We start from the raw sequence: 24,167 nt of genomic DNA, 5'->3' as shown, positions 1-24,167 counted from the left end.
CACTGGTAAGGAAGGGGATTGCAAAATGAAAAAAGCTGAGGTTTATATTTTATCCGGATTTTTGGGGAGCGGTAAAACCAGTCTACTTAAACAATTATTAGAAGATGAACAGAAAACGGGAAGAAGAACCGCTGTCATGATGAATGAGTTAGGGAAGGTTTCGATTGATTCCGATGCTGTTGCTAAGGAAGACGTTACCTTAAAAGAGTTGTTAGGTGGATGTATTTGTTGTTCGATCCAAGACAAGCTCGAAGCCCAATTACAAGGTCTGTTGATCGAGGAAAAACCAGAAGTAATTTACATCGAGACTACCGGTGCAGCGCACCCCGTAGAGGTTCTGGATGCCATCCTCTCACCCTTATTTGCGGACCAATTAATCATAAAGGGGATTATCACAACAGTTGATGGTACAAGGTGGATGGACAGGAAATTATTAAGCCCACAACTTCAGCAATTGATTCTAGAGCAGATAAGGCATGCTGACTTCATTTTAGTAAACAAAATGAATGAATTAACAGAGAGTGAAAAAGCCAAGCTTACCTTCGAAATTCAATCGATTAATCCGCAGGCAAGATGTCTTTTAACCAATTTTTCACAAGTTTCAATTGAACAGCTGCGAAAGCTTTCTGTTTCGGCTGAGAAGATTGCTCAGCCAACACAGCTTAATTTATCGACATTTGTTTACCAATTTAAATCAGCGATAAGCCAAACAAAATTTGAAGATTTTCTAAAAAAGCTGCCAGAGACAATTTATCGTATGAAAGGCTATATTAGGTTTGACTATTCGGACCTCCCCTATCTGTTTCAATTTTCTTATGGAATGCCTTTGTATATGAAAGAAGATATGAACATGCCATTAAACCTTGTCTTTATCGGTGAAAATGTAAATTGGGACGAGATTGAAGCACAACTAGAAAGTCTTGAAGAATAAGAAATATTCCTGATTTGAATGAATGATAATTTCCTCTTCAGGTAACTCTTTTAATGTAGGGAAGTTTTATTTTAAAAGGGGGATAAGATGAAGAGGGTTATTATTTTTTTTGTGTTTATTCATATCCTCCTCTTTGGACAAGCGGCTTTTGCGGCATCAACAATCAGTTATAAAATTGAAATGCTAAATTGGCAAGAAGTAAATCATATCCTGCCAAAGTACACAAAATTTACTGTGATGGACGTGGAAACCGGGAAAAAATTCAAGGCTCAGCGTCGAGCAGGCAGCCATCATGCCGATGTTCAACCGCTAACCGCAAAAGACACGAGGGTTATGAAAAAAATATATGGGGGAAAATGGAGCTGGAAACGCCGGGCCATTATTGTTATACATAAAGACCAATGGATCGCAGGTTCCATGCATGGGATGCCACATGGTGCAGGCGCACTCCAGAATAACTTCCCAGGCCACTTTTGTATTCATTTTTATGGAAGCACCACTCATCGTACCAACTCGATGGATTTATCACATATGCTCATGGTATTGAAAGCCTCGGGGAAATTAAACCAGTATTTAGGAAAAGCGAATCCCTATGAAGTCATCGAGGCTTATGTTGCTGGGCTAAAGCAGCAAGATGCCCGTATTACTTCACTTGCTTCCCTGCAAAAAATAAGCTGGAAGCCAATATTAGCTGAAGTTGAAAATATAAGAATTTCTCGGTTGGAACTTTTGCCAGCTGAGGATTTAACAGAAGAATTGAATATTAATGTCCCAATCCAAATTGACTGGTATATAAAAAATAGAGGACGCCAAACCTTTAGTGGAGAGATTCATTTAGTCAGATTTTCTCCAATCGATGCTTGGAAAGTGGATTCAGAGGATTTCCTTAAGGAAAATCAGCTACCATAAATAAAGACAAAAACATCCTAAAATTGGACATTCCAATTCAGGATGTTTTTGTTTGGATGTTAAAAGCTATATAGGTTGTTCGCCAAATTTAATAAAAGTACGCTCATCTTCAATTAGCCCGCAAGCACCGCATTGTACTCGATACTCAGGACCGTTATAGGGCAGATGGAAGGGCTCTAAATCACTTTCTGTATACTCTTTGATAACGTCACCAGATTGAGGGTCAAGTTTAACAGATTGGGAAACTTGTTGGATCACATTAAATCGACTACGATTGGTTTTACAATTTGGACATTTATAAGGGGTAGACATTAGGTATCTCCTTTCTTGGTTACTTTTTCATTGTCATCGGCCATCGTGGGTAGAGAAAACAACAGGCGATCCCACTTACCTAGACATGTTAATCTTTATTTTTTGCAAAATGGTAAGGAAATATGTAACAATTCAAGTGAGGTGGAAAGGGGAGGATTGTTTGACACAAGAAAAGTTATCCTTTGATGATTTAATTGAGGGATATCGGCAGATTTGGAATAATCGGTTACTAGAAACCATGGATAAGAATAGTGAGGAGACTCTGTTAGAAGCGATCAAAAGGGAACTACTTGATGAAAATTCACACCCAAGAATTAGGAAAAACAAATTTGAAAAATACTTTTCTGCCATCAAAAGAGTAAGTGAATCTACCATTTCACCTGATGCAAAGTTACTATTAATAAAAATTCATAATGAGGTTATGGAAGAATTACGAGGGGGAGAGGAACCTTGAAGAAATTTTTTGTCTTTTTTGTAATCGTTCTATGTTTAGGTATTGTTGTTTCTTGTAATAAAAAAGACCAGGGTGACAGCCTGCCAAAAATGGTAGATGTAAACTTGTCCATAAAGCCCAATCCCGGGAAAATAAATGAACCCATCACATTTGAAGCCAAGGTCACTCAAGGAAAAGATAAAGTGAATGATGCAGAGGTCATTTTTGAGATCTGGCGTTCAAAGGCTGACAAGCATGAAAAGATGGAAATAAAACCTGCTGAGAATGGAATCTATCGCTTAGAAAAGGCTTTCCCGCAGGAAGGTACGTATTATATCATTTCGCACGTTACGGCAAGAGATATGCATAATATGCCGAAAAAGGAATTTACCGTTGGGATTCCTAGTGAACCTGAGGACGAGAACTCATCGAATTCAATGGAAAATATGAATATGGGAGAAACGAAGGAGCATTAATTAAAGAGGACAGCAACATTGCTGCCCTTCTGTTTTTCTTTTTGAAGCTCATAGTCATTAAATATCAGTTAATTCAATTTCTGAGTACTGCATATCGATATTTTTGGGGAGTTTAACTTCGAGCACTCCATCCTTAAGGGTAGCTGATGCTCCTTTCTTTTTAACAATGGCTGGCAGGGTAATGGTGTGTTTATCCTCACGTTGAGGGATATGTTCTACAATAAGCTGATTGGTTGTATGGTAAATACGCAGATGTTTTACCCATTCTTCTTTTTTAATGAACATCCGAACATAGACAAAATCATGCGTCTCAAAAGCAGTTGAATCCAATTTGTCACTTGTTGAAACCGGTGGGGATCCCATAGGTTGGAAGCCCTGAAACATATCCATTGGGTTCATTCCAGCTTTCATGTTTCCCGGCATGATTTTCCCCAAGACATCCTGTACATAATTATTAATCTCCTCAGGCTTCATTTTTTTCATCTTTTCTTTTATATCTTTATCAAAAGGGAGTATATTCCATGGGAACACTGATCTCATCCTTTCCGCTTACCTTAGATATAAGTATCCTATGCTGACATTTGCCCATCCGTTATTAAAACCTTATATTCCCTTTTAACACTCCTATTAAAATTAATTCTGCATAGAACCCTTCCTAGTTATCATATAGTTAAGAGAGAAAAATCCTAGACATAGAGAGGTCATGTTTTGTGGCAAAGAAAACGGTTTTGATTACGGGAGGAGCATCAGGGATTGGCAAAAGGACTGCGCTTTATCTTGCGGAAAAAGGTTATCAACTAGCTATTAATTACCGGAAAAGTAATTCAGAAGCAATCGCATTAGCAAACGAATTAACGGAACGGTTTGGAACCAAGAACATAGCTATTCAAGGTGATGTGGCAAACAAGGAAGATTGTATCCGAATTGTTAATGAGACTCTTTCTGTGCATCAAAATGTGGATGTGTTAGTGCATAATGCAGGCCCTTACATCCATGAACGAAAAAAACTAGCAGAATATTCCTTTGATGAATGGGATTATATCGTCCAAGGAAATTTAAGTTCGGTTTTTTATTTAACAAAACTAGTTCTCCCTTCGATGCGAAAACAAAAATGGGGGAGAATTCTCACATTTGGCTATGACCGAGTCGAAACCTCTCCAGGATGGATATTTCGTTCTGCCTTTGCTGCAGCGAAGACGGGGCTAGCGTCACTTACAAGGACAATTGCATTGGAGGAAGCTGAACATGGAATTACTGCAAATATGATTTGTCCTGGTGATATCGTGAATGAATGGAAGGAAAGTAATATCGAGGATGCAATGGCAGTATTGGGAAATACCCCCATTGGCAGACATGGGACAGGAGAAGATATTGCCAGAGTGATAGCCTTCCTTATTGATGAAAAGTCTGACTTCATTACTGGAAGTATCATTCCTATCACCGGTGGATTAGATGTATTGGGGAAAGTAAGTAAGAATTAGTATAATTTTTTGAACTATTTGATTTTCAGGAATGAAAATAACTCCTTTTGTGGACAATAGATAACAATCATCTATGAAAGGAGCAAAGAAAATGAGTTTTAATATAAACAGAATAAACCCTAATCAAACCCAAGTATTTTTTCATGATGGCCGCTTTGAAACATTGACGAATGAGGAACTAGATGAATTTTTGCTCCAAATGGGTATTAGTGACGTGAATGAAAGTTTAGAACAAAATGTAACGGAATAATTTTTTTCTTAAATGCAAAATAAAAAGCAATCGGCCCTGGCCGATTGCTTTTCCTATGCTTCTAACAAATGTGAATCCTCTGTTTGAACAGCACCTTTTCGCATCAGGTAGAAGGAGTACTGATCTTTTGGTATTTCATACAAATCATATACTTCACCATTAGCGTTTAATTGCTCATATATATTTTTTCTAGTTTCATTCGCTTTTATTACATAAGGAAGCTTTTCGGCTGCTTTAATTGATCGAATATTAACCTTACGAATTCTCATGAAGACAGTCTCAATTCCACATTCATAGAAAATTTCTTGAAAAAAGGAATCTTTTGCAGGACTATTATATCCCTTGCCATGATAAGGCTTGCCTAGCCATGTTCCAAGGAAACCTGCATTTTCTTCAATATCAAATAAATTAATGGTACCGATTGGAGCACCCCATTCATCAAGAATAGTCCGTGAAATTAATTCACCGCGTTCTTCGGCTTCAATCGTTTGTTTTGTCATAAATAAGAATTCTTCATAGGAATCAGCTTTTTGGCGTACAAAAGGGAAGACATCAGGGTGCGTCATTAATTCGTACAATGTGTGGCTGTCATGAAGATCACGTTTTTTAAGCATGAATATCCCTCCATTAGGGCATTCCGATCCCATGTCAAAAGAAGCGGTCCACCCTCGAAATTTTTTATAAAGTTACTAAAAAATTTCGGGGTGGGAATCGAACCCACTAGAACCAGTAAAACTGGTGGCGCACCATTTGCCTTCCCTATATCATTTTTTTTGTTAACAAGATTATGTTTCAAAACCCCCAAATTATTCAGGTCTTAAACAGTTCACTTAGAGTATAATACAAGAAAAAAGCAAAAAAATAAATAGATAATTTGTGGATTTTTCGATAATATTTTTTACCAATTTTCAACAAATTTCTATGTTTCTAAATAGATCATTTCACCGCCTATCATCGTCCATTTAGGCTTTGCTAAGTAATGGAAAGGATGATGGCTCCAAAGGACTAAATCTGCTTCCTTTCCCTCTTCTATACTGCCGACTAGATGGTCAATTTTTAAATTTCTGGCAGGTTGAATTGTTATCCCTTCGAGGGCTTTTTGTTCAGGTAATCCTTCTCGAACAGCAAGGCTTGCACAAATATTTAAGTATTGAATCGGCGTGTAAGGATGGTCGGTGGTGATCGATACCTCGACACCATGATTCGTCAGTTCTTGATAGGTTTTCCAAGTCTTATTCTTTAATTCGACTTTTGATCTTCGCGTCAAGGTAGGACCAACTGAAACCTTTAAATTGAGACCTGATAATTCATTGGCGATTAGGTGGCCTTCAGTACAGTGTTCAATTCGTAAATCAAGATTAAATTCTTCTGCGAAACGAAGAGCTGAAATAATATCATCAGCACGATGAGCATGGATCCTAACAGGTATTTCTCTTTTTAAGGCCATTACTATAGGTGCAATTCGCGGCAGGTCAATATTATCCGCATGGATGGCGTGATAGAAGGCCTCCCGTAGCATTCCCATAATCCCCATCCGTGTAATCGAATCATTATTGCCATGACTATGAATTCTTTTAGGATTTTCCCCAAGGGCCATCTTTAAGCCTGAGATCTCTTGGATAATCATTTTTTTGATATTTCGACCAGTGGTTTTGATTACTGAGGTCGTTCCCCCAATGACATTGGCACTGCCAGGCATGACATTAACCGTAGTAATGCCGCTTTTAACGGCATCAGTGAAGGCAGGGTCTAATGGATAAACACCATCAATCGCCCGAATATGTGGCGTGAGAGCTTCGGCCGTTTCATTGGCATCATTCCCAGCCCAGCCCGTTCCTTCATCATAAAGACCTAAATGGGTATGAACATCAATAAAACCTGGGAAAAGAAACAATTTTCCACAATCAATGATTCTTACATTTAAATCTGTTGTTAGGTTTTTCCCAATCTTAATTATTTTCCCAGAGTCAATTAAAACATCTCCATTTTGGATTGGACCGGATGTAATTGGATAAACCGTAGCATTTTTTAAAAGTAACTTAGTCATATTAAAACCTTTCTACACGTTGTTTATAGTTATTTTATCAATTTTAACAATTTATGTACCCAGGTTGAAGTAAAACCTGGGTATTTTTTCATAAAAATTTTGAAACCTTTATAGATAAAAGACGTAAATAGTAATGAATAACAAAAAATGATTCCATGGGGGAAAAGAAATGGTTAGTAATGATGAAAGGTTGTTAGCTGCTGGTATTTATGTGTTAAGTATATTTTTCCCAGTACTGGCTCCACTAATTATCTGGTTAATAAAAAAGGATGAGTCATCATTTATAGACTTTCACGGCAGGGAATATTTTAATTTTCTAATTTCCTATTCGATTTATTTCATTATTGCTGGGATTTCAACAATCATCTTGATTGGTATTGTATTACTCCCGGTTTTAGGAGTAATGCTCTTTGTGTTCACGATTATTGCCGCTATTAAAGCATATGAAGGTAATCAATATCGTTTCCCACTAATCTTCAGACTAATCAAATAGTCATCTGAAGTGAGCCCGGCAAAATATTTGCCGGGTTTTATGGCGTTTTTAATGGAATGTAAAATAGAGTAATACAAAAGAAGTATAGGGAAGGTTATTCATGGATTAGCTGCCTCCTAACGAGTCGTTTCATTTTGTAAATAAGTAGTGAGGGACTATAATAACATTTGTCAATTAGATTAAAGTTATTTATGAAAGGGCGAAGCAGGATGGAGAATCAAGTCGGCCTGGTACTAGAAGGCGGGGGTATGCGTGGTGTTTACACTGCTGGCATCCTTGAATACTTTTTAGAATCGAAGTTATTTTTTCCTTATGTAATCGGGGTTTCTGCAGGTGCATGTAATGCTGCCTCCTATTTGTCAAAGCAAAAAGGAAGAAATAAAACCGTTACGATTGAATATGCTTCCGACCCTAGATATATTTCATGGCGAAATTATTTTCGTAATCGGCAGTTTTTTGGTATGGATTTTATTTTTGATGAAATTCCAAATAAACATGTGCCATACCATTATGAGGTGTTTTACAATAGTCCGTCAGAATTTGTCGTCGGAACGACAGATTGCATGACTGGTGAGCCTGTCTATTTTAACAAGCAGGATTATGGAAACGACCTATTAACGGTATTACGCGCATCAAGCTCCCTGCCATTTATAGCCCCGGAAGTTCGTTTTAAAGATAAAATATTACTTGATGGGGGAATCAGCGATCCAATCCCAATCAAGAAAGCGCAACAGGATGGCTTTACCAAAAATATCGTCATCTTAACTAGAAATGAAGGGTATTTGAAAAAGCCCTCGAAGTTTCATTTTCTTGCCGATCGGAAGTATCCTGAATATAGAGGCTTACAACAGTCTTTAAGAAATCGTTATCAGATATATAATGAAACAGTTGAATATCTTGAGCAAGAAGAGAAAAAAGGAAATGTACTGTTGATCCGTCCGACACAGCCATTAAAGGTTGGTAGAATGGAACGGAACCCGCAAAGATTAGAAGAACTTTACAACCAAGGCTACGAGGATGCGAGAACGGCCATGTCTTCGATCCTTAACTATATTAACGACTAAGAGAAGGGACGATCAAGTCTCTTCTTTTGTTTTCTATAAATCTCCTATCATTTTTTTTAGTAATAGTAAATAAACTAAGAAAAGAGGAATCGATAAGGAGTTTTCTAGATGAAAATAAATGAATATTACCGGGATACAGCTAATTTGAACTTAAATGGTAGTATTGTTGCGCTTATACCAGCGGTCATGATTGTTGCTGGTAACCTGTCTATTATTAGAAACAATGAAATAATGCTATTAACCATACCTTTTCTTATTTATAGCTTCGTTTGTTTTCAATTCTACCTTTATAGAAGGAGGCAGTCGATTTCAATTAAAAGGAGTATCGGGAAATCAGAGGTCAGCACAAAGTCATTATTTGAAGCTCGACATTTACTAGTCTTATATCTGAACACTGGTTCTCCACGATTACAATTCTACTTGCCTAATGGACACATGGCCGGAATGATGAAACGGTACCGCGGCAAGGGGATAAAGAGGCTGTCTGCTTCAAAAATTTATGGACTCTATAATGTGGATAACCAAGCAATCGGTTACTATAAAGTAACTGGTAGAAAAATAATTAAAATAGAAGTATTTAATCATAAAAGACAATACCTAGGTAGTTTTGAAAGAAGAAAACAAGATTGGCGGAACTCCAAAAAGGAATTAAGGGATGCAAACGGAAGGTATATTGGTGCTGTAGAGGGAGCAGCTGTTTTTATGGATGAACGGGTAATAAACAGCAATTACCTTCAGGAAGGACGGCTTCGTCGCGGCTGGATGCCGATTGAATGGAGCCCACTATTTCCTGAGCCCAATACGCCGGTCCTAACACTAGAGGAGTTTTTATCTGAACATGACAAGCTCCATCGGATGTCATTTTTGATTAATGAATATTTTATTGAAAGATAAAAGTTTCGACAGTTTCCCTCACGTACATTGTTTGATATGATAAATAAAATACTTTAATCATGGTAGTGGGGGTTTTACGATGGAAGTCAAGGTTATTAAAGGTCATGGTTCAGGAAATGACTTTCTAGTCATCGACGAAATGTCGAATGAATATGCTTTTTCAGAAAGTGAACGAGCCGAACTCGCCAAATTGTTATGTAATCGTCAAACTGAATTAGGTGCAGATGGAATTCTTTTCGTAATGGATAGCCAAAATGCAGATGGCAGAATGCGTGTATTTAACGCTGACGGTTCGGAAGCTTCAATGTGTGGAAATGGATTACGGCTTGTCGCCAGATACGTATGTGAACATCTTGGGAAAAATAAAGCTGTAATTGAAACGATGAAAGCAAATCTAAAGGTTAGTAAACAAAATGACCTTCTACCCGAAATTCACACCTACCAAGTGGAAATTTCTCCAGTGCTGTTTGAATTAAAAGCGCTCCCTTTAAATTTAAATAAACCAACTCTTTATAATGAGAAAATTGAAGAACTGTCAGTTGACTTAAGGTTTACAGCACTAGCAGTTCCCAATCCGCATTTAATTTCCATTGTTGATGCAGAACAACTCGAAAGTGATCTCCAAAAACAGCTTAGCGAAAAAGTGAATGGACCAAATCATTTGTTTCCTGACGGAGTCAATGTCAGTTTTGTTAAGCACTTACAACCTGGTTCTATCTATGTAAGAACATTTGAGCGGGGAGTAGGTTTTACCAATGCGTGCGGAACTGCCATGTCAGCTTCGACACTCGTCACTTGTTTACAGGAAATAAATCAATTTGAAAACGTCGTAAATGTGTATAATAATGGCGGAAAAGTCCAATGTGTTGTTCATGAAAGCGAAGGAAAATATTCGATAGACTTAATCGGTAATGCAACCTATCTTTATAGCGCCACCGTAAATGTTGACCTCGAGCAGAGAATATTTGAAGTTTCGTCGAAAACCGAATTAACGGAACAGACTGCTTATGAGAAGTTACAGGAAGAAGCTCAAAGATATATAGCTAGCACGTTAAAAGGATAGGGATCTCCCTATCCTTTTTTTGCCGTTTCTTTTTTTAATACTTGAAGTACTGGTCCAAAGGGTTGAATTGCCTTTGTTTGAAAGTAATTCGAGAAGGGGTCGCCTTGGTTTCGAACACGATTTAACGCATTTTCCATATTAAATGATCGGAGTACAAGCTTATCATTAACTTCTTCCCAATATAGGGGAGTGGCGACACCAGCATGCTCATTTCCTCGCATCGAATAGGGAGCAACTATGGTTTTCCCTTCGCTATGTTGCACATAATCTACATAGAGCCGGTTACCGCGCTTTTTTTTCATCCGTTCAATCGTAAAGGAGTCAGGGTCCTTGGAAATTAAATATTCAGCCATAAAGCTAGTAAATAATCTAGTATCGTCATAAGTAAATTCGCCTTCGGGCAGCGGGAGGTAGATTTGCAGCCCTTTGTTACCAGAGGTTTTAATGAAACCAAATAAATTAAGTTGATCGAGGACTTCTTTAATTAGCAGGGCTGCTTTTATAGCCAATTGGAAGTGCTCCTTAGAGGGCGGATCTAAATCAAAGACAATCTCACTTGGGCCCTTGCTATGAATAGTTTGGAAGGGGATATGAAACTCAATCGCTAACTGGTTGCCGAGCCAAACGAGGGTCTTAAGATTATTGCAGACAATAAAGTCTATCCCCTCTTCTGAATGTGTTTGAACAAATTCAGGGGCATATTCTGGACAGTTTTTTTGATAAAATGCTTCACCGAACATCCCATGTGGATATCGAATGACTGTTAATAATCGGTCTCTTAAAAAAGGCAGCATATATGGTGAAATCTCTCTTAAATACAGGATATAATCTGCCTTCCTGATGGCTAGATTTTCCCACAATGGCTTATCAGGATGGGTAATATCCAGGTCTTCAGGCAGGTTTTTTTGGGCGAAGATAAACCGATCATATGTACAAGAAGCTGGGTCTAAATCAAAGCGAAAGCGGTCAAAATGAGGTTCGCGAAGCTGGTTCTCATAAAGCTCTAAATATTTCACTTCTATGCATATCGCCGGTTCTACAATCATCACTTGGCCCTCTTCACGAATCATATTTTGTTTAATCGTGTGTGCGAGTGCTTGTTTCTCTTCGGGTGTAAAACCAAACAGAACCTGACCAATTGGATAACTTTTATTTTCCTTAAATACACTAACGTAAAAATAACCATTCGTTTTATCATAAGCATTGATAAAACAACTTACATATTTCCAATTTTTATATTTTAACCATTGTAAGGATCGTTTTCCTTCCTCCCAAAGACTATTTTTGTGTTTGGCAATAATTCCTTCTCCATCGGACAAAACAACCTTTTCCCAAAGGGGATCGAATTCTACATGGGCTTGGACAAGTTGAAGTAGTTGTTCATTATAGGGATCAGCTTCTAAAGATAAACCGAGTTTTTGGAACAGGTTAACGAGTTCTTTCTTTCGCTTTTGAAAAACAAGAGAATGCAATGGTTTACCAGCAATCATCAGCACATCAAATACCATCAGCCGGCAAGGAGACTTAAGGGATTGTTCACGAATTTTTCGTTCCGTTTTTAATCGGCCGCGAACTTGGAGCATCGAGAAATTAGCTTTATGCGTGTTTTCTAATATTACTAACTCCCCATCTAAGTGTAAGGGCAAAAATGGTTTAAATTGTTCTTCATGCTTTAATAAAAATTCTTTTATTTCTGGGAATTGAGGAAGTAGAGTTCTTTCGTTTCTACTGATAAGTTCAATTCCACTTGAGCTCCATTCCAAAAGGGCGCGAAATCCATCGTATTTCACTTCATAGAGCCAATCAGGTTGAACAGGAAGGTCAAAAGTAAGACTTGGCAGCATTGGCTTCATTGGTTGATTGTCCCTTCTTTTTTAATTAGTTTGTTTAATACTCAGCTGATTCATTCTTTTCCAATTGTTTTTAGGAATGTGATTATCTCAGTAACACAAAATAAACAAAAAGATTGGAGAATGATACGATGCATACGATGTGGAAGGGCAGTATCAGTTTTGGACTTGTAAATATCCCTATCAAGCTCCATACAGCGACAGAAGATAAAGATATTAAACTTCGAACCCTGCATAACAAATGTCATGCACCGATTAAATATGAGAAGATTTGTTCTGTCTGTGAGGAAGAAGTAAAACCAGAGGATATCGTGAAGGCGTATGAATATACAAAAGGGAAATTTGTCGTCCTTGACAATGAAGAGCTTGAAAAATTGAGGAAGGAAAACGAAGACAAAGCTGTAGAAATAATTGATTTTGTTAAAATGGACCAAATTGATCCAATTTACTATGATCGCAGTTATTATATGTCTCCAAGTGAGGGCGGAGGCAAGGCCTATTCCTTACTAAGAAAAGCCCTACTGGAGTCACAAAAAGTGGGTCTTGCCAAAATAATTATTCGCTCCAAAGAGCAACTAGCTGTTATTCGTGTGTATGAAAATGTATTAGTGATGGAAACCATTCATTATCCGGATGAGGTTCGAAAAGCAGGCGATGTACCAAGTGTCCCTGCTGAAGATAGAGTAACCGACAGGGAACTTGATACTGCTATTATGTTGATAGACCAATTAACGACAGATTTTACCCCTGAAAAATATACGGATGATTACAGAACTGCTTTACTTGAATTAATTGAATCAAAACGAAACGGGCAGGAAACAGTATCAGCAGCAACGAAGGAAGTAGCCTCCAATGTCACAGATCTAATGGCAGCATTACAGGCGTCCATTGACCGTACAAAACCAGCAAAAACTGCTGCTCCGAGAAAGAAAGCAGCACCAAGAGTGAAGAAACGAGCTTAATGGTAGGGCGTTTCAGGCCGATTCGAATTTTCGAGTCGGTTTTATATGGTTCTTTCAACCATGTAATCCGCATATTTTTTAGAAATATAATTTTTTGGGGGAGATACGCATGGCTGTCAATGTGCTGATGATTGCAGATCCGGGTATTGATGATTCTTTTGCGATAATATATGCCCTACTAAATCCGAAAATCAACCTTGTTGGCATTGTCAGTGGCTATGGAAATACACCGAAAGAGCAATCAGTTAAAAATACGGCCTACCTGTTAACTCTTGGAGGGAGAACGGATATTCCTATTATTGCAGGCAGTGCAGGACCTTTATTGGGTGAACCAATTGCTTTTTATCCAGAAATTCATGGCAAAGAAGGATTGGGACCGATCAAGCCACCAGATACGATCCAGAATGTAAAGGTACATGACATAGACAAAATCCTTGAAATTGTTACTCAATATAAAGGCGACCTCGTGATTGTTTCCGTGGGAAGATTAACTGAGCTCGCCTTAATGTTTATTTTATACGGGAATGATGCTTTAAAGGGAGTAAACGCATTTTATATTATGGGAGGAGCTTTTTTAGTACCAGGGAATATTTCGGCAGAAGCAGAAGCTAATTTTTATGTCGATCCCATTGCCGCAAATACCGTGATGGAAAAGGCACATAATATTTATTTATTCCCTTTAAATATTACCAATAAAGCACTGATTACACCGGAAATAATCAACTTTCTTAGCATAAACAGCCCCACACCTTTTCGTCCATTATTAAAACCAGCTTTTGATTATTACTATAAGGCCTATCAGAAAAATGTCCCAGGTATTAAAGGGGCGCCTCTTCATGATGTGGTACCGCTCATGGCGTTAACAGAACCAGATTTGGTGAAATATATTCCAAGACGAGTGAGAGTTGAGGAAGTTGGAGATGGCAAAGGTAAAAGTATTGCAGACTTTAGGCCAAATCCAGATAAGGAGCCTGTAGAGTCCCTTGATCACATTGGTATGGAGATTGATATCCAAAGGTTTACCGTCAACTTCATGGAAATATTTTTACAAGGGGATTTTAACAAGGAATGAGGGAAACCCAGTGTCTGGGTTTCCCTATTCTTCAAATAATCTAAACTATTATCCTACTTGAACTAATTTCTTAAATTTTCTCAGTTTACTAAATTACATTGACGATATCACCAAAATATGTTAAAATAAAGGTACGCTTTTATTTATTTTAATAATCATAGTTTCGGTAGTCGTAACTGCACGAACAGGTGGGTGATGTCTATTACCCAAACGTGACAGTACGTCTTTTTTATTTTGTAAAATAAACTAAAAGTGTAAAATTATTTTGGGGAATTTGTTGATAAGGCCCGCTAAATGATGTAGTTTGATATTTTCCATATTATTTAGCTAACAAACAAAATAGTAAAAACAGTCATGCACTAATTATAAGGGGTGATCGTTTTGGCGTTTGGTAGAAAAAATGATGAGGAAATCAAATTAGAAGAAACGAAAATATGGGTTTGTAGTTCGGATACGTGTAAATGCTGGGTCCGTGACAATTTTAAAAGCACGGAAGAGCCACTTTGTCCCATTTGTAAAAGTGAAATGAGCCTGACCACAAAAGAATTGCAGGTTATTCACAACCATAGTAAGAACTTTATGTAATAAAACGTATGCAGGGAGTGTAAATGCTCCCTGCATATTTATTTATTCTTGCTCGCCTGCATTTTGTCTGCAATAGGCGAGGACGAGTGCTTCTTCGTCCTCCTCTAGAGCAAAGTCAAGAACCGTTTCGCTTCCTTGCTCGAAGAGATAAAAGTTAGTAATCTTATCTCCATTTTCATCGTTAACATAGATTGTTCTTAAGCCAATTCCTTTATCAGAATAAAGTTCATCCTCTTCATCTACATCAAGATCTAAAAAGAACTCATAACGATCCCCTGATAGTAAACCAAATGGATCTTCTAATTTTTCAACTGAGTGTCCTGTAATGTTCAAGTGAATCATCCTCTGCAAAGTATTCATCCACTATTATACACATTTTTAATTCAACAAGAAAAAATTGATACAGTTTTATTATTTTTCTCGTATATTATTATTTTTTCCATAAATAGTTCATACCATTTTGAATTTAATGTGAATAATTTTCAAATGGGGTTTCTATAAAGTGGTAATCATGTAAGATAAAGTTGTATTTATATAGGGTATATCGAATGAAGAGTAGGTGATTAATTAGCGATAAACATGTGAAGAACTTCACAAATAAGGAGAGAGTATCCATGAATTCCACGTCAAAACCCTTACATATTCAGCTCCAATCGTTTTTATTAGCAAGAAAAAATTATTATGAACTCCTGCATTTGTTATTTTTAGTTCCTACCAATGATGAGTTTTTATTGATCATCCGCAATTATGGTAACTTACAGGAATTAGAGGAGATTCATGAGGGTGGAAGGATTCTTCGAAACTTTTTTGACCATTTGACAGATGAGCAAATCCAAAGGGAATATGAAGAGTTTCATCGCCTATTCGTGGGCCCAGGTCCATTAGTTGCTCCGCCCTGGGAGTCTTATTACCGGAGTAGAGAGCACTTGTTGTTTGAAGAATGGACCTACCAAATCAGAGAGCAATACCATCATTTTGGTCTTCAATTTAAAAATGAAAATAATGAACCAGATGATCATCTATTATTTGAACTGGAATTTATGGTTCGTCTTGTGGATTTATGTTTGCAAGAAACTAGGACTGAAGAAATAGTTGCATTAATTTCAAGCCAAATTCACTTTCTTGAAAAGCATTTAACCATATGGGTTCCGTATTTTTGTAAGCGAATCATTGAACACACAAGTAGCCAATTATACTTAGGGGCAGCCATGCTGCTAGAAGACTTACTAAGCTTTGATTTGACAACTTTACTAGAAGTAAGGGAGGCATTATCCAGTGTCAGACAAGAAGAATCTGAAAGAGCTATTATCAAATAAAATGCAGCGGCGAACGTTTTTGAAATGGTCAGGGGCAATAGGAATCCCTGTAATCGCTGGTGGAGTGGGCACGAAAATGCTCATTGATCATAAAGAAGAGTCTAAACCGGTGAGTGCGAAAGCTGTTGAGAAGGTTATTTCAACATGCAGTATTAATAACTGTGGCGGCCGCTGTGTTATTAAAGCACATGTAAAGGATGGAGTAGTTGTTCGAGTTAGCACGGACACACAAGTCAGCGGGGATTTATCCACACCACCACTTAGGGCATGTGTAAGGGGGAGGAATTACCGAAATATGCTCTATCATTCTGACCGTTTAAAGTATCCAATGAAAAGGGTAGGCAAACGGGGGGAAGGAAAATTCAAAAGAATTTCGTGGGAGGAAGCAATCGAAACGATTGCATCTGAAGTGAAACGAATTGGTGATAAATATGGGCCAGAATCAAGATATGTAAACTATGCCTCTGGACAAAGTTGGGGGTTACACGGAGGGAAAAATGCAGCAAGGAAATTGTTAGCTCTAACAGGCGGCTTTTTAAACTATCGAAATGACTACAGTTCTGGTGCAGGAAATGTCGCTACTCCTTATACATATGGCACCAATAATTCGGGAAGCAGCTTTGATTCCCTCCTACATTCAAAATACATTATATTATGGGGCCAAAATCCATCTGAAATGATCTTTTCAACACCTTACCGAGAATATTTAATGCAAGCAAAGAAAAACGGCGCAAAAATTATCGTGATTGATCCACGTTATACAGATACAGCCATAGCATTCGCAGATGAGTGGATACCGATTTTGCCTACTACTGATAATGCGATGATGGATGCAATGGGGTATGTGATCATCACCGAAAAATTACATGATCAGGCCTTCCTTGATAAATATTGTCTCGGATTTGATGGAGACCATATGCCTGAAGGTGTAGCAAAAGAAGAATCATTAAAAAGCTACTTACTTGGTGAAAAGGACGGAGTCAAAAAAACTCCAGAGTGGGCCGAGAAAATTTGCGGTGTCCCAGCAGGAAAGATACGGGAAATTGCCAGGGACTATGCTAATACAAAGCCAGCAGCGCTTATTCAAGGCTGGGCAGCACAAAGGCAGGCATATGGAGAACAATTCATGCGCGGCGGGGCACAACTTGCTTGCCTGACAGGGAATGTCGGGAAACTAGGCGGTTGGGCTGCTGGGACAGGTTATTGGAGTCGATCGGATATTGTGTATCCATTTTCATATGAAAACCCAGTTAAGGCTTCCATTCCATGTTTTCTTTGGACGAAAGCGGTAGAAAAAGGAACAGAAATGACAGCCGCTGATGGATTAGAGGGAACAGAAAAATTAGCGACAAATATTAAATGCATTTTTAATATGGCAGGAAATATGTTAATCAATCAGCACGCTGATATTAATAAAACCACAAAACTGCTTGAAGATGAAAGTAAGGTAGAGTTTATTGTTGTCAGTGATATTTTTATGACACCAAGTGCGAAGTACGCCGATATATTACTGCCGGGAACTACCTTTTTTGAAAGGTACGACATTGGTGTTCCGTGGTGTTTTGGAGATTATGTTGTTTTCGGAGATAAAACGATTGACCCGCTTTATGAATGCCGTGATGAATACGATGTGTTTGCGGAAGTGGCTGACAAATTGGGACTGAAGGAAAAATTTACGGAAGGAAAAACCACATTAGACCTCGTGAAGGAAAGTGTTGAGCGAACGCGGAAAGAGTTAGCACCAGACTTCCCGTCATTTGAGGAATTCCGTAAGAACGGGGTGCATCATTTTAAATATGACGAACCTCTTATCGGCTTTAAAGAGCAAATTGATGACCTTGAAAAGCATCCATTTGAGACCCCATCCGGGAAGATTGAATTATTTTCGAAGGCGTTATGGGATATGAATCAGCATGATGAGATCCCGGCAATTGCTAAATATATTCCTTCGTGGGAAGGACCACAGGATCCAATGAAAAAGAAATTTCCGCTTCAGCTCATTAGTTGGCATTATAAACGGAGATGTCACTCTACCTATGATAATCAAGCATGGCTTGAGGAGGCAGCGAAGCAGGAAATGTGGATGAACCCTAAAGATGCAGAGAAGCGTGGAATCAAAGATGGTGACCGGGTTCAGGTATTTAATGAGCGGGGCTCGCTAATTATCGATGTAAAAGTGACTCCAAGAATCACTCCTGGTGTAGCAGGTATTCCGCAGGGGGCATGGTATACGCCAGATCAAGCGGGAATTGACCAACGGGGTTCAGTTAATGTGCTGACCTCACAAAAGCCAACAGCTCTTGCAAAGTCAAATCCACAGCTAACAAACCTTGTTGAAGTGAAAAAAGCGTAGGGGAGGGAAAGAGTTGGCGCAGTTAGGATTTTATATTAATCAAAGTCTTTGTACAGGATGTAAAGCCTGTAGTGTGTCGTGTAAGGATAAAAATAACCTAGATGTGGGAATCAACTTTAGAAGGGTATACACCTATGAAGAAGGAACGTTTATTCAACAGCCTGCTAAAGGGATTGTTCATAATATCAAAGCCTATTACTTTTCCATTGCTTGTAATCATTGTACCCAACCAGCATGTTTACCAAGTTGTCCTACGGGTGCGATTGTAAAAAACAAAGAAACAGGCGTGGTAAGAATTGATCAAGATATTTGCCAAGGTGTTCAACAATGTGTAAAAGCATGTCCCTACGGTGCCCCGCAATACAATCAGAAGGTCTTTAAATCGAATAAATGTGATTTTTGTATTGATCTTCAGGCAAAGGGGGAAGAACCTGCTTGTGTCTCAACCTGCCCAATGAGGGCAATTGAATTTGGACCAATCGACAAGTTAAGGAAAAAGTATGGAAGTGTAAGTCAAATCAAAGGAATGCCTAGTGATGCGATAACCCATCCAAACATTGTCATCACCCCGCATAAAGATGCGAAAATGTCTAGTTCATGATGTGAACAACAAAGATTATTCCAGCTGCAGGACACGAGGTACCCAGTCCTGCAGCACAATATTGTAGGTGATCAAATGTCCCTTTTAACAAAGTGGCTTGAAAGTATGCATGTAGATATAAAGATTACAAATAAATGCTCGAGGAAGAGAAATGTAGGGTCCACCTGTTCCTTTTGTTTGGCAGCATGCAATCAGGGAGCTATATCCTACAGCCGGCAATCGATAGTTATAGATACCGATCAATGTACGTCCTGTGGTGATTGCGTGATTGCATGTCCTGTATCAGGAATCGAAGGATTGGCTTTTACGAGGGAATTTGAAAATCAATCTCTCATTTATAACCCAGCATATTCTCCCACTGTGAAAGAATTACTGATTTATAAAAAACGAGGGCTACTAGCGGTTCAAATCGATACTACACCTATCAATCAACAATGGGAAACGACGCTTCAACAAACGAATCGAATATTAATTGACTTAAAACTGACACCCATTGAATTGGAACAAAAAGCAAATAAAGAGATATTATCTAGGAGAGCCTTATTTACCTCCGTGCAATCTGGGGGAAAGAAGCTAGCGAAAAGTATGGCTCCTGCTTCATGGAAAATGGAAGCAAATGAGTGGAACTTAGCGAACTATTATCCTGAAACTCAATTTTACCGTGTGGAGTTAGATAAAGATAAATGTACCTTATGTAAAGCATGTTTTACTTTTTGCTCCCAAGAGGTCTTCCATCTACAAGACACTTTTTTACAAATTGAGAGTGATAAATGTGTAAACTGTTCGGACTGCACTGATATTTGTCTTGAGGATGCCATCCAGATCCAAACAGAGATAAAGGAAAGAAGTGAATTACACGAACCTATTCATCAAAAGAAATGCCAGGATTGTGGGCAGTCCTTTCATTCGTTCCAACATGAAACAGAGAAATGCCCAATCTGTGTTAACAGGGATCCTGAATGGCTAAGTCCCTATCAATAAGTATAGACGAAAAAAAGCGCCAGAAAATTCTCTGACGCTTTTTGATATTTAATCATTATTTTTGAAAGAATATGAATGGAGGAGAAGATGAGATTCGAACTCACGCAACGGTTACCCGTCCTAGCGCATTTCGAGTGCGCCCCCTTATAACCACTTGGGTACTTCTCCAGCTAGTATGATGGAGCGGGTGAGGGGAATCGAACCCCCGCCGTCAGCTTGGGAAGCTGAAATTCTACCATTAAACCACACCCGCATTTAACCATTTCCAACCATACATATTATACCATAATAATTTAGCTTGAACAGAAAAAATATTATATATACTCTATGCATTTTTTTGCTGTAGAATAAAAACCGCAATAAACATTCAAAAACGTTCAAAATATGATGGTTTTTGAAAGAAAATGATTGATTTTTGCAATCGTTTTCAGTAAGATATAGGTATAAAGAAAAAGAAATTAGGTGGTGATGACTTGTTAACACCGGAACGTCATCGAATAATTCTGCAATTATTAAAAGAAAAAAATGTCGTTAAAATCACTGAAATTATGGAATTAACCGAGTCTTCAGAGTCAACAATTCGTCGAGATCTCTCGCAATTAGAGGATCAAAAGTTTTTAAAAAGAATCCATGGAGGGGCTTCGAGATTACAAGGGAAGCTTCAAGAGCCCAGTATGATGGAGAAATCCTCCAAAAACCTTCATGAAAAACGGTTAATTGCACAATACGCAGCAAGCTTAGTGGAGGAAGGTGATTGCATCTATCTTGATGCAGGGTCAACTGTCATAGAGATGATTGAATTCCTGCCTTCAAAAGAAATCGTTGTTGTTACGAATGGCTTAATGCATCTAAAACCATTAATAGATAAGGGCATCCCCACTTATTTAATTGGGGGCATGGCAAAGCCTCTTACGAATGCGTTCATCGGAAGGGGAGCCTTAGCGGGTCTGGACCTTTACCGTTTTGACAAATGTTTCATAGGCGTCAATGGTATTCATCCGCAATTTGGCTTTACAACACCGGATCAAGAGGAAGCAATGGTGAAGCAAAAGGCAATGGATCTTTCAAGAGAGACGTATGTTTTAGCAGATAATACAAAATTTGTTGAAGTTTCATTTGCTAAAATTGCTGAAATCCATGAAGCGGCTATTATCACGGATGAATTAGAGGACGAAATACAGAAGCAATACTTAAATAGGACTACAATAAAGGTTGTGACAGCATGATTTACACATTAACGTTAAACCCCTCTGTTGACTATATCGTTAAACTAGAGAGTTTTGAAATCGGTGAGTTAAACCGTACAGTGGATGAAGCCAAATTTCCTGGAGGTAAAGGAATAAATGTGTCGATGGTTTTAAGTCAATTTGGCACAGGCAGTAAAGCACTAGGGTTTGTTGGCGGTTTTACTGGTGCTTATATTGAGCAATCCCTTCAAGAAAGGAAGATTGTGACCGACTTTATTCAAGTTGCTGAAGATACACGAATCAATGTAAAGATAAAAACTGGTCAAGAATCAGAAATAAATGCAAAAGGTCCGACTATTACTGAGCAGAATTTTACAATGCTTAAGCAAAAAATTACCCAATTAAATAAGAATGATTTATTAGTTTTGGCCGGTAGTATTCCTAGTAGTTTACCAAAAACAACCTATGAGGAACTCGTCCAAATATGCAGGGAGAACGGAGCGCAATTTGTTGTCGATGCAGAAGGTGATTTGTTAAAAAAAGTCATGTCCTATCAACCATTTTTGATCAAACCCAATCACCACGAACTGGGGGAATTATTTGAAACCACTATTACAAACGTCGAAGAGGTTATTCCATTTGGGCAAAGACTCGTTGAGATGGGGGCGAAAAATGTAATTGTTTCCCTAGCAGGTGCTGGTGCAGTCTTGGTCAATCGTGAAAGAACATTATTAGCAGAGGTTCCAAAGGGGACCGTGAAAAATTCAGTAGGAGCAGGAGATTCCATGGTTGCAGGTTTCTTAGCTTCCTACGAAAAAACTGGAGATATTGAAGAAGCTTTTCGCTATGGTGTTGCATCCGGAAGTGCCACCGCCTTTTCTCTTGGTTTATGCACTAGGGAAAAAGTAGAAGAACTCCTGCCCCAAGTTAAAATAAAAGAGATTCGTTAAGGGAGAGAAAATTATGAAAATTACTGAATTGTTATCGAAAAATACGATTCTATTAAATATTGAAGGTAATCAAAAAGAACAAACGATTAACCAACTGGTTGATGTCCTTTTTAATGCGGGGAAAATAACAGATCGTGACGAATTCAAAGCCGCGATTTTAAAAAGGGAACAACAAAGTACAACTGGTATTGGGGACGGAATTGCCATCCCTCATGCGAAGACAAAGGCAGTGAAAGAAGCAGCCATAGTTTTTGGGAAATCAGCTGCAGGAGTAAATTACGAGTCGTTAGACGGCAAACCGGCCCATTTATTTTTTATGATTGCTGCTCCAGACGGAGCGAATAATACCCATTTAGAAGCGTTAGCTCGACTCTCTGGTTTATTAATGAAAGCTGAAGTTCGTTATGACCTCCTTAAGGCGACCACTCCTGAAGAAATTATTGACACGATTAACCGTAATGATAAAGAAGAAAAACAAGAAGCAGTCTCATTAAGTAAACAGAATTCAATTGTTGCTGTAACGGGTTGTCCTACGGGGATTGCCCATACCTACATGGCAGCAGATTCCCTAAAAGCAAAAGCAGCTGAAATGGGTGTAGAAATAAAGGTTGAAACAAATGGTTCAGGCGGTGCAAAAAATGTCCTAACCAAAGAAGATATTGAGAATGCAACAGCAGTAATCATTGCAGCAGATATCAATGTCGAAATGGAACGGTTCAAAGGGAAGCATGTCATTCAAGCAGCAGTAGCGGAAGGAATCCGTCGTTCGGAACAATTAATTGACAGAGCACTTAAACAAGATGCCCCTATTTTCAGAGGAAATGGTAGTCAAACTGAAAAAACATCAGACCAAAAAAGTTCACTTGGAGGATTTTATAAGCACTTAATGAATGGTGTTTCTAACATGCTTCCGTTTGTTGTGGGCGGAGGGATCTTAATTGCGATTAGCTTTATGTTTGGATATAATTCTGCTAATCCAGATGACCCTTCCTACAATCCTATTGCAGCTGTAATCAAGGCTATCGGCGGTGATAATGCCTTTGCTTTAATTGTCCCAGTTCTTGCTGGTTTTATTGCTCTAAGTATTGCGGATCGTCCAGGTTTTGCTCCAGGTATGGTAGGGGGGATGATGGCGGCACATGGTGGTGCTGGATTCCTAGGTGGTTTAGTTGCAGGTTTTCTAGCAGGCTATATTGTTTTGTTATTAAAAAAGGTATTTGCAGGGTTACCCCGTTCACTGGAAGGGATTAAAAGTATCCTAATTTATCCACTATTAGGTATAGCAATTACTGGATTTTTGATGCATTATGTCGTGAACAATCCGGTCGCATGGATTAACAAGGAAATTGCCGATTGGCTGACAGGGCTTGGTACAGGTAATGCAGTTTTATTAGGTATTGTCCTCGGTCTTATGATGTCTTTTGATATGGGTGGCCCAATAAACAAAGCTGCCTATGTATTTGGAACCGGCTTATTAGCTAGCGGTGTATATGAACCAATGGCTGCAATTATGGCTGCCGGTATGGTGCCACCGCTTTCGATTGCCCTTGCAACCACCTTCTTCAAAAATAAATTTAATGATCAAGACAAAGATGCAGGGAAAGCATGTTATGTCATGGGCTTGTCTTTCATTACCGAAGGGGCCATCCCATTTGCCGCGGCTGATCCATTACGTGTCATTCCGTCTGTAATGGCTGGATCGGCCATCGCAGGTGCGTTATCCATGGCATTCGGAATTGGACTTCGTGCCCCGCACGGTGGAATATTTGTAGTCCCATTGGTAGACAATGGTGCCCTTCTTTACGCACTAGCTATTTTAGTTGGGTCAGTTGTATCTGCGCTATTAATGGGTTTTCTAAAAAAGCCAGTGAAATAAATTATTATTAAAGAGCTGAGGATTCTTCCTCAGCTCTTTTGATAGAAGGTTAAGTATAAGTCTTTGAACTTAGTTTACTGT

The 24,167-nt window shown here is 38.5% G+C and carries 26 protein-coding genes and 2 tRNA genes; 20 read left to right on the top strand and 8 right to left on the bottom strand.

What is annotated here, in order from left to right; genetic code table 11:
- The first annotated feature begins 25 nt into the window (after nucleotides 1-25).
- Nucleotides 26-931, top strand: coding sequence for a CobW family GTP-binding protein (locus V7121_RS20795; RefSeq protein ID WP_335547652.1), 906 nt, complete (start codon nucleotides 26-28; stop codon nucleotides 929-931).
- 87 nt (nucleotides 932-1,018) lie between these two features.
- Complete coding sequence (locus V7121_RS20790) at nucleotides 1,019-1,840, top strand: hypothetical protein (RefSeq protein ID WP_335500206.1); 822 nt, start codon at nucleotides 1,019-1,021, stop codon at nucleotides 1,838-1,840.
- Between the two features lie 66 nt (nucleotides 1,841-1,906).
- Here the strand turns inward: V7121_RS20790 and V7121_RS20785 are convergent, their stop codons facing one another.
- Nucleotides 1,907-2,152, bottom strand: a complete 246-nt coding sequence (locus V7121_RS20785) for a DNA alkylation repair protein (RefSeq protein WP_335500204.1) — start codon at nucleotides 2,150-2,152, stop codon at nucleotides 1,907-1,909.
- Nucleotides 2,153-2,312: 160 nt separating this feature from the next.
- On the opposite strand from V7121_RS20785, the gene V7121_RS20780 reads away from it, so the two are divergent.
- Together V7121_RS20780 and V7121_RS20775 are read left to right on the top strand one after the other, a co-directional pair.
- On the top strand, nucleotides 2,313-2,606 hold the full coding sequence (locus V7121_RS20780) for a hypothetical protein (protein ID WP_335500203.1): 294 nt from the start codon (nucleotides 2,313-2,315) through the stop codon (nucleotides 2,604-2,606).
- Entirely contained in the window at nucleotides 2,603-3,061 is a 459-nt protein-coding gene (locus V7121_RS20775; RefSeq protein ID WP_335500201.1) for a FixH family protein, read from the top strand. The genes V7121_RS20780 and V7121_RS20775 overlap by 4 nt, the downstream gene beginning before the upstream one ends.
- 57 nt (nucleotides 3,062-3,118) lie before the next feature.
- Here V7121_RS20775 and V7121_RS20770 read toward each other — a convergent pair whose 3' ends face one another.
- Nucleotides 3,119-3,601, bottom strand: coding sequence for an Hsp20/alpha crystallin family protein (locus V7121_RS20770; protein WP_335500200.1), 483 nt, complete (start codon nucleotides 3,599-3,601; stop codon nucleotides 3,119-3,121).
- A gap of 170 nt (nucleotides 3,602-3,771) precedes the next feature.
- Between V7121_RS20770 and V7121_RS20765 the strand changes: the two genes are divergently transcribed.
- Nucleotides 3,772-4,542 (top strand): SDR family oxidoreductase, encoded by a 771-nt coding sequence (locus tag V7121_RS20765; protein WP_335500198.1) that lies wholly within the window; start codon nucleotides 3,772-3,774, stop codon nucleotides 4,540-4,542.
- Nucleotides 4,543-4,633: 91 nt separating this feature from the next.
- Nucleotides 4,634-4,792, top strand: a complete 159-nt coding sequence (locus V7121_RS20760) for a hypothetical protein (protein ID WP_335500196.1) — start codon at nucleotides 4,634-4,636, stop codon at nucleotides 4,790-4,792.
- A gap of 53 nt (nucleotides 4,793-4,845) precedes the next feature.
- Here V7121_RS20760 and V7121_RS20755 read toward each other — a convergent pair whose 3' ends face one another.
- Together V7121_RS20755 and V7121_RS20750 are read right to left on the bottom strand one after the other, a co-directional pair.
- Nucleotides 4,846-5,406 (bottom strand): GNAT family N-acetyltransferase, encoded by a 561-nt coding sequence (locus tag V7121_RS20755; protein WP_335500194.1) that lies wholly within the window; start codon nucleotides 5,404-5,406, stop codon nucleotides 4,846-4,848.
- Between the two features lie 305 nt (nucleotides 5,407-5,711).
- Nucleotides 5,712-6,839, bottom strand: a complete 1,128-nt coding sequence (locus tag V7121_RS20750; protein WP_335500191.1) for an amidohydrolase — start codon at nucleotides 6,837-6,839, stop codon at nucleotides 5,712-5,714.
- A gap of 169 nt (nucleotides 6,840-7,008) precedes the next feature.
- On the opposite strand from V7121_RS20750, the gene V7121_RS20745 reads away from it, so the two are divergent.
- The 4 genes from V7121_RS20745 (at nucleotide 7,009) to dapF (ending at nucleotide 10,353) form a co-directional block, all read left to right on the top strand.
- Entirely contained in the window at nucleotides 7,009-7,332 is a 324-nt protein-coding gene (locus tag V7121_RS20745) for a DUF4870 domain-containing protein (protein ID WP_335500189.1), read from the top strand.
- A gap of 209 nt (nucleotides 7,333-7,541) precedes the next feature.
- Nucleotides 7,542-8,396: a patatin-like phospholipase family protein gene (locus V7121_RS20740; protein ID WP_335500187.1), complete on the top strand. Its 855-nt coding sequence runs from the start codon at nucleotides 7,542-7,544 to the stop codon at nucleotides 8,394-8,396.
- Between the two features lie 108 nt (nucleotides 8,397-8,504).
- Entirely contained in the window at nucleotides 8,505-9,290 is a 786-nt protein-coding gene (locus V7121_RS20735; RefSeq protein ID WP_335500185.1) for a hypothetical protein, read from the top strand.
- A 79-nt stretch (nucleotides 9,291-9,369) separates the two neighbouring features.
- The gene (gene dapF / locus V7121_RS20730) at nucleotides 9,370-10,353 is read left to right on the top strand and encodes a diaminopimelate epimerase (RefSeq protein ID WP_335500184.1); all 984 of its coding nucleotides are present in this window, start codon (nucleotides 9,370-9,372) and stop codon (nucleotides 10,351-10,353) included.
- Nucleotides 10,354-10,361: 8 nt separating this feature from the next.
- On the opposite strand, the gene V7121_RS20725 is transcribed toward dapF, so the two are convergent.
- On the bottom strand, nucleotides 10,362-12,206 hold the full coding sequence (locus V7121_RS20725) for a DNA ligase D (protein ID WP_335547649.1): 1,845 nt from the start codon (nucleotides 12,204-12,206) through the stop codon (nucleotides 10,362-10,364).
- Between the two features lie 128 nt (nucleotides 12,207-12,334).
- Here V7121_RS20725 and V7121_RS20720 point away from each other — a divergent pair, with 128 nt between their 5' ends.
- The 3 genes from V7121_RS20720 (at nucleotide 12,335) to V7121_RS20710 (ending at nucleotide 14,822) form a co-directional block, all read left to right on the top strand.
- Nucleotides 12,335-13,165, top strand: a complete 831-nt coding sequence (locus V7121_RS20720) for a Ku protein (RefSeq protein WP_335547647.1) — start codon at nucleotides 12,335-12,337, stop codon at nucleotides 13,163-13,165.
- Between the two features lie 109 nt (nucleotides 13,166-13,274).
- The gene (locus tag V7121_RS20715; protein WP_335500179.1) at nucleotides 13,275-14,237 is read left to right on the top strand and encodes a nucleoside hydrolase; all 963 of its coding nucleotides are present in this window, start codon (nucleotides 13,275-13,277) and stop codon (nucleotides 14,235-14,237) included.
- Between the two features lie 381 nt (nucleotides 14,238-14,618).
- Nucleotides 14,619-14,822: a cold-shock protein gene (locus V7121_RS20710; RefSeq protein ID WP_335500177.1), complete on the top strand. Its 204-nt coding sequence runs from the start codon at nucleotides 14,619-14,621 to the stop codon at nucleotides 14,820-14,822.
- Nucleotides 14,823-14,864: 42 nt separating this feature from the next.
- Here the strand turns inward: V7121_RS20710 and V7121_RS20705 are convergent, their stop codons facing one another.
- Nucleotides 14,865-15,164 carry a DUF6509 family protein gene (locus V7121_RS20705; protein ID WP_335500176.1) on the bottom strand — a complete coding sequence of 100 codons (300 nt, stop codon included), beginning with the start codon at nucleotides 15,162-15,164 and terminating at the stop codon, nucleotides 14,865-14,867.
- 272 nt (nucleotides 15,165-15,436) lie between these two features.
- Here V7121_RS20705 and V7121_RS20700 point away from each other — a divergent pair, with 272 nt between their 5' ends.
- The 4 genes from V7121_RS20700 to V7121_RS20685 all read left to right on the top strand — a co-directional run bounded on the left by V7121_RS20700 (nucleotide 15,437) and on the right by V7121_RS20685 (nucleotide 20,073).
- Entirely contained in the window at nucleotides 15,437-16,138 is a 702-nt protein-coding gene (locus tag V7121_RS20700) for a TorD/DmsD family molecular chaperone (RefSeq protein ID WP_335500174.1), read from the top strand.
- Nucleotides 16,098-18,491, top strand: coding sequence for a DMSO/selenate family reductase complex A subunit (locus V7121_RS20695; protein WP_335547645.1), 2,394 nt, complete (start codon nucleotides 16,098-16,100; stop codon nucleotides 18,489-18,491). Before V7121_RS20700 ends, V7121_RS20695 begins: the two co-directional genes overlap by 41 nt.
- A 13-nt stretch (nucleotides 18,492-18,504) precedes the next feature.
- Nucleotides 18,505-19,092 carry a DMSO/selenate family reductase complex B subunit gene (locus V7121_RS20690; protein WP_335500170.1) on the top strand — a complete coding sequence of 196 codons (588 nt, stop codon included), beginning with the start codon at nucleotides 18,505-18,507 and terminating at the stop codon, nucleotides 19,090-19,092.
- Between the two features lie 75 nt (nucleotides 19,093-19,167).
- Nucleotides 19,168-20,073 carry a DUF362 domain-containing protein gene (locus V7121_RS20685; protein WP_335547643.1) on the top strand — a complete coding sequence of 302 codons (906 nt, stop codon included), beginning with the start codon at nucleotides 19,168-19,170 and terminating at the stop codon, nucleotides 20,071-20,073.
- Between the two features lie 76 nt (nucleotides 20,074-20,149).
- Here V7121_RS20685 and V7121_RS20680 read toward each other — a convergent pair.
- A tRNA-Ser gene (locus V7121_RS20680) sits at nucleotides 20,150-20,241 on the bottom strand.
- Between the two features lie 11 nt (nucleotides 20,242-20,252).
- A tRNA-Gly gene (locus V7121_RS20675) sits at nucleotides 20,253-20,326 on the bottom strand.
- A 220-nt stretch (nucleotides 20,327-20,546) separates the two neighbouring features.
- On the opposite strand from V7121_RS20675, the gene V7121_RS20670 reads away from it, so the two are divergent.
- From V7121_RS20670 to V7121_RS20660, 3 genes are read left to right on the top strand one after another with little or no spacing between them, the layout of a single operon-like run.
- Nucleotides 20,547-21,299 carry a DeoR/GlpR family DNA-binding transcription regulator gene (locus tag V7121_RS20670; protein ID WP_335500166.1) on the top strand — a complete coding sequence of 251 codons (753 nt, stop codon included), beginning with the start codon at nucleotides 20,547-20,549 and terminating at the stop codon, nucleotides 21,297-21,299.
- The gene (gene pfkB, locus V7121_RS20665; RefSeq protein ID WP_335500163.1) at nucleotides 21,296-22,210 is read left to right on the top strand and encodes a 1-phosphofructokinase; all 915 of its coding nucleotides are present in this window, start codon (nucleotides 21,296-21,298) and stop codon (nucleotides 22,208-22,210) included. Before V7121_RS20670 ends, pfkB begins: the two co-directional genes overlap by 4 nt.
- A gap of 13 nt (nucleotides 22,211-22,223) precedes the next feature.
- The gene (locus tag V7121_RS20660; protein ID WP_335500161.1) at nucleotides 22,224-24,086 is read left to right on the top strand and encodes a PTS fructose transporter subunit IIABC; all 1,863 of its coding nucleotides are present in this window, start codon (nucleotides 22,224-22,226) and stop codon (nucleotides 24,084-24,086) included.
- The last annotated feature ends 81 nt before the right edge of the window (nucleotides 24,087-24,167 follow it).

It is taken from the genome of Neobacillus drentensis (assembly GCF_036962125.1).
Taxonomy (GTDB): domain Bacteria; phylum Bacillota; class Bacilli; order Bacillales; family Cytobacillaceae; genus Neobacillus; species Neobacillus drentensis_B.
This window is presented reverse-complemented; position numbering and strand designations above follow the sequence as displayed.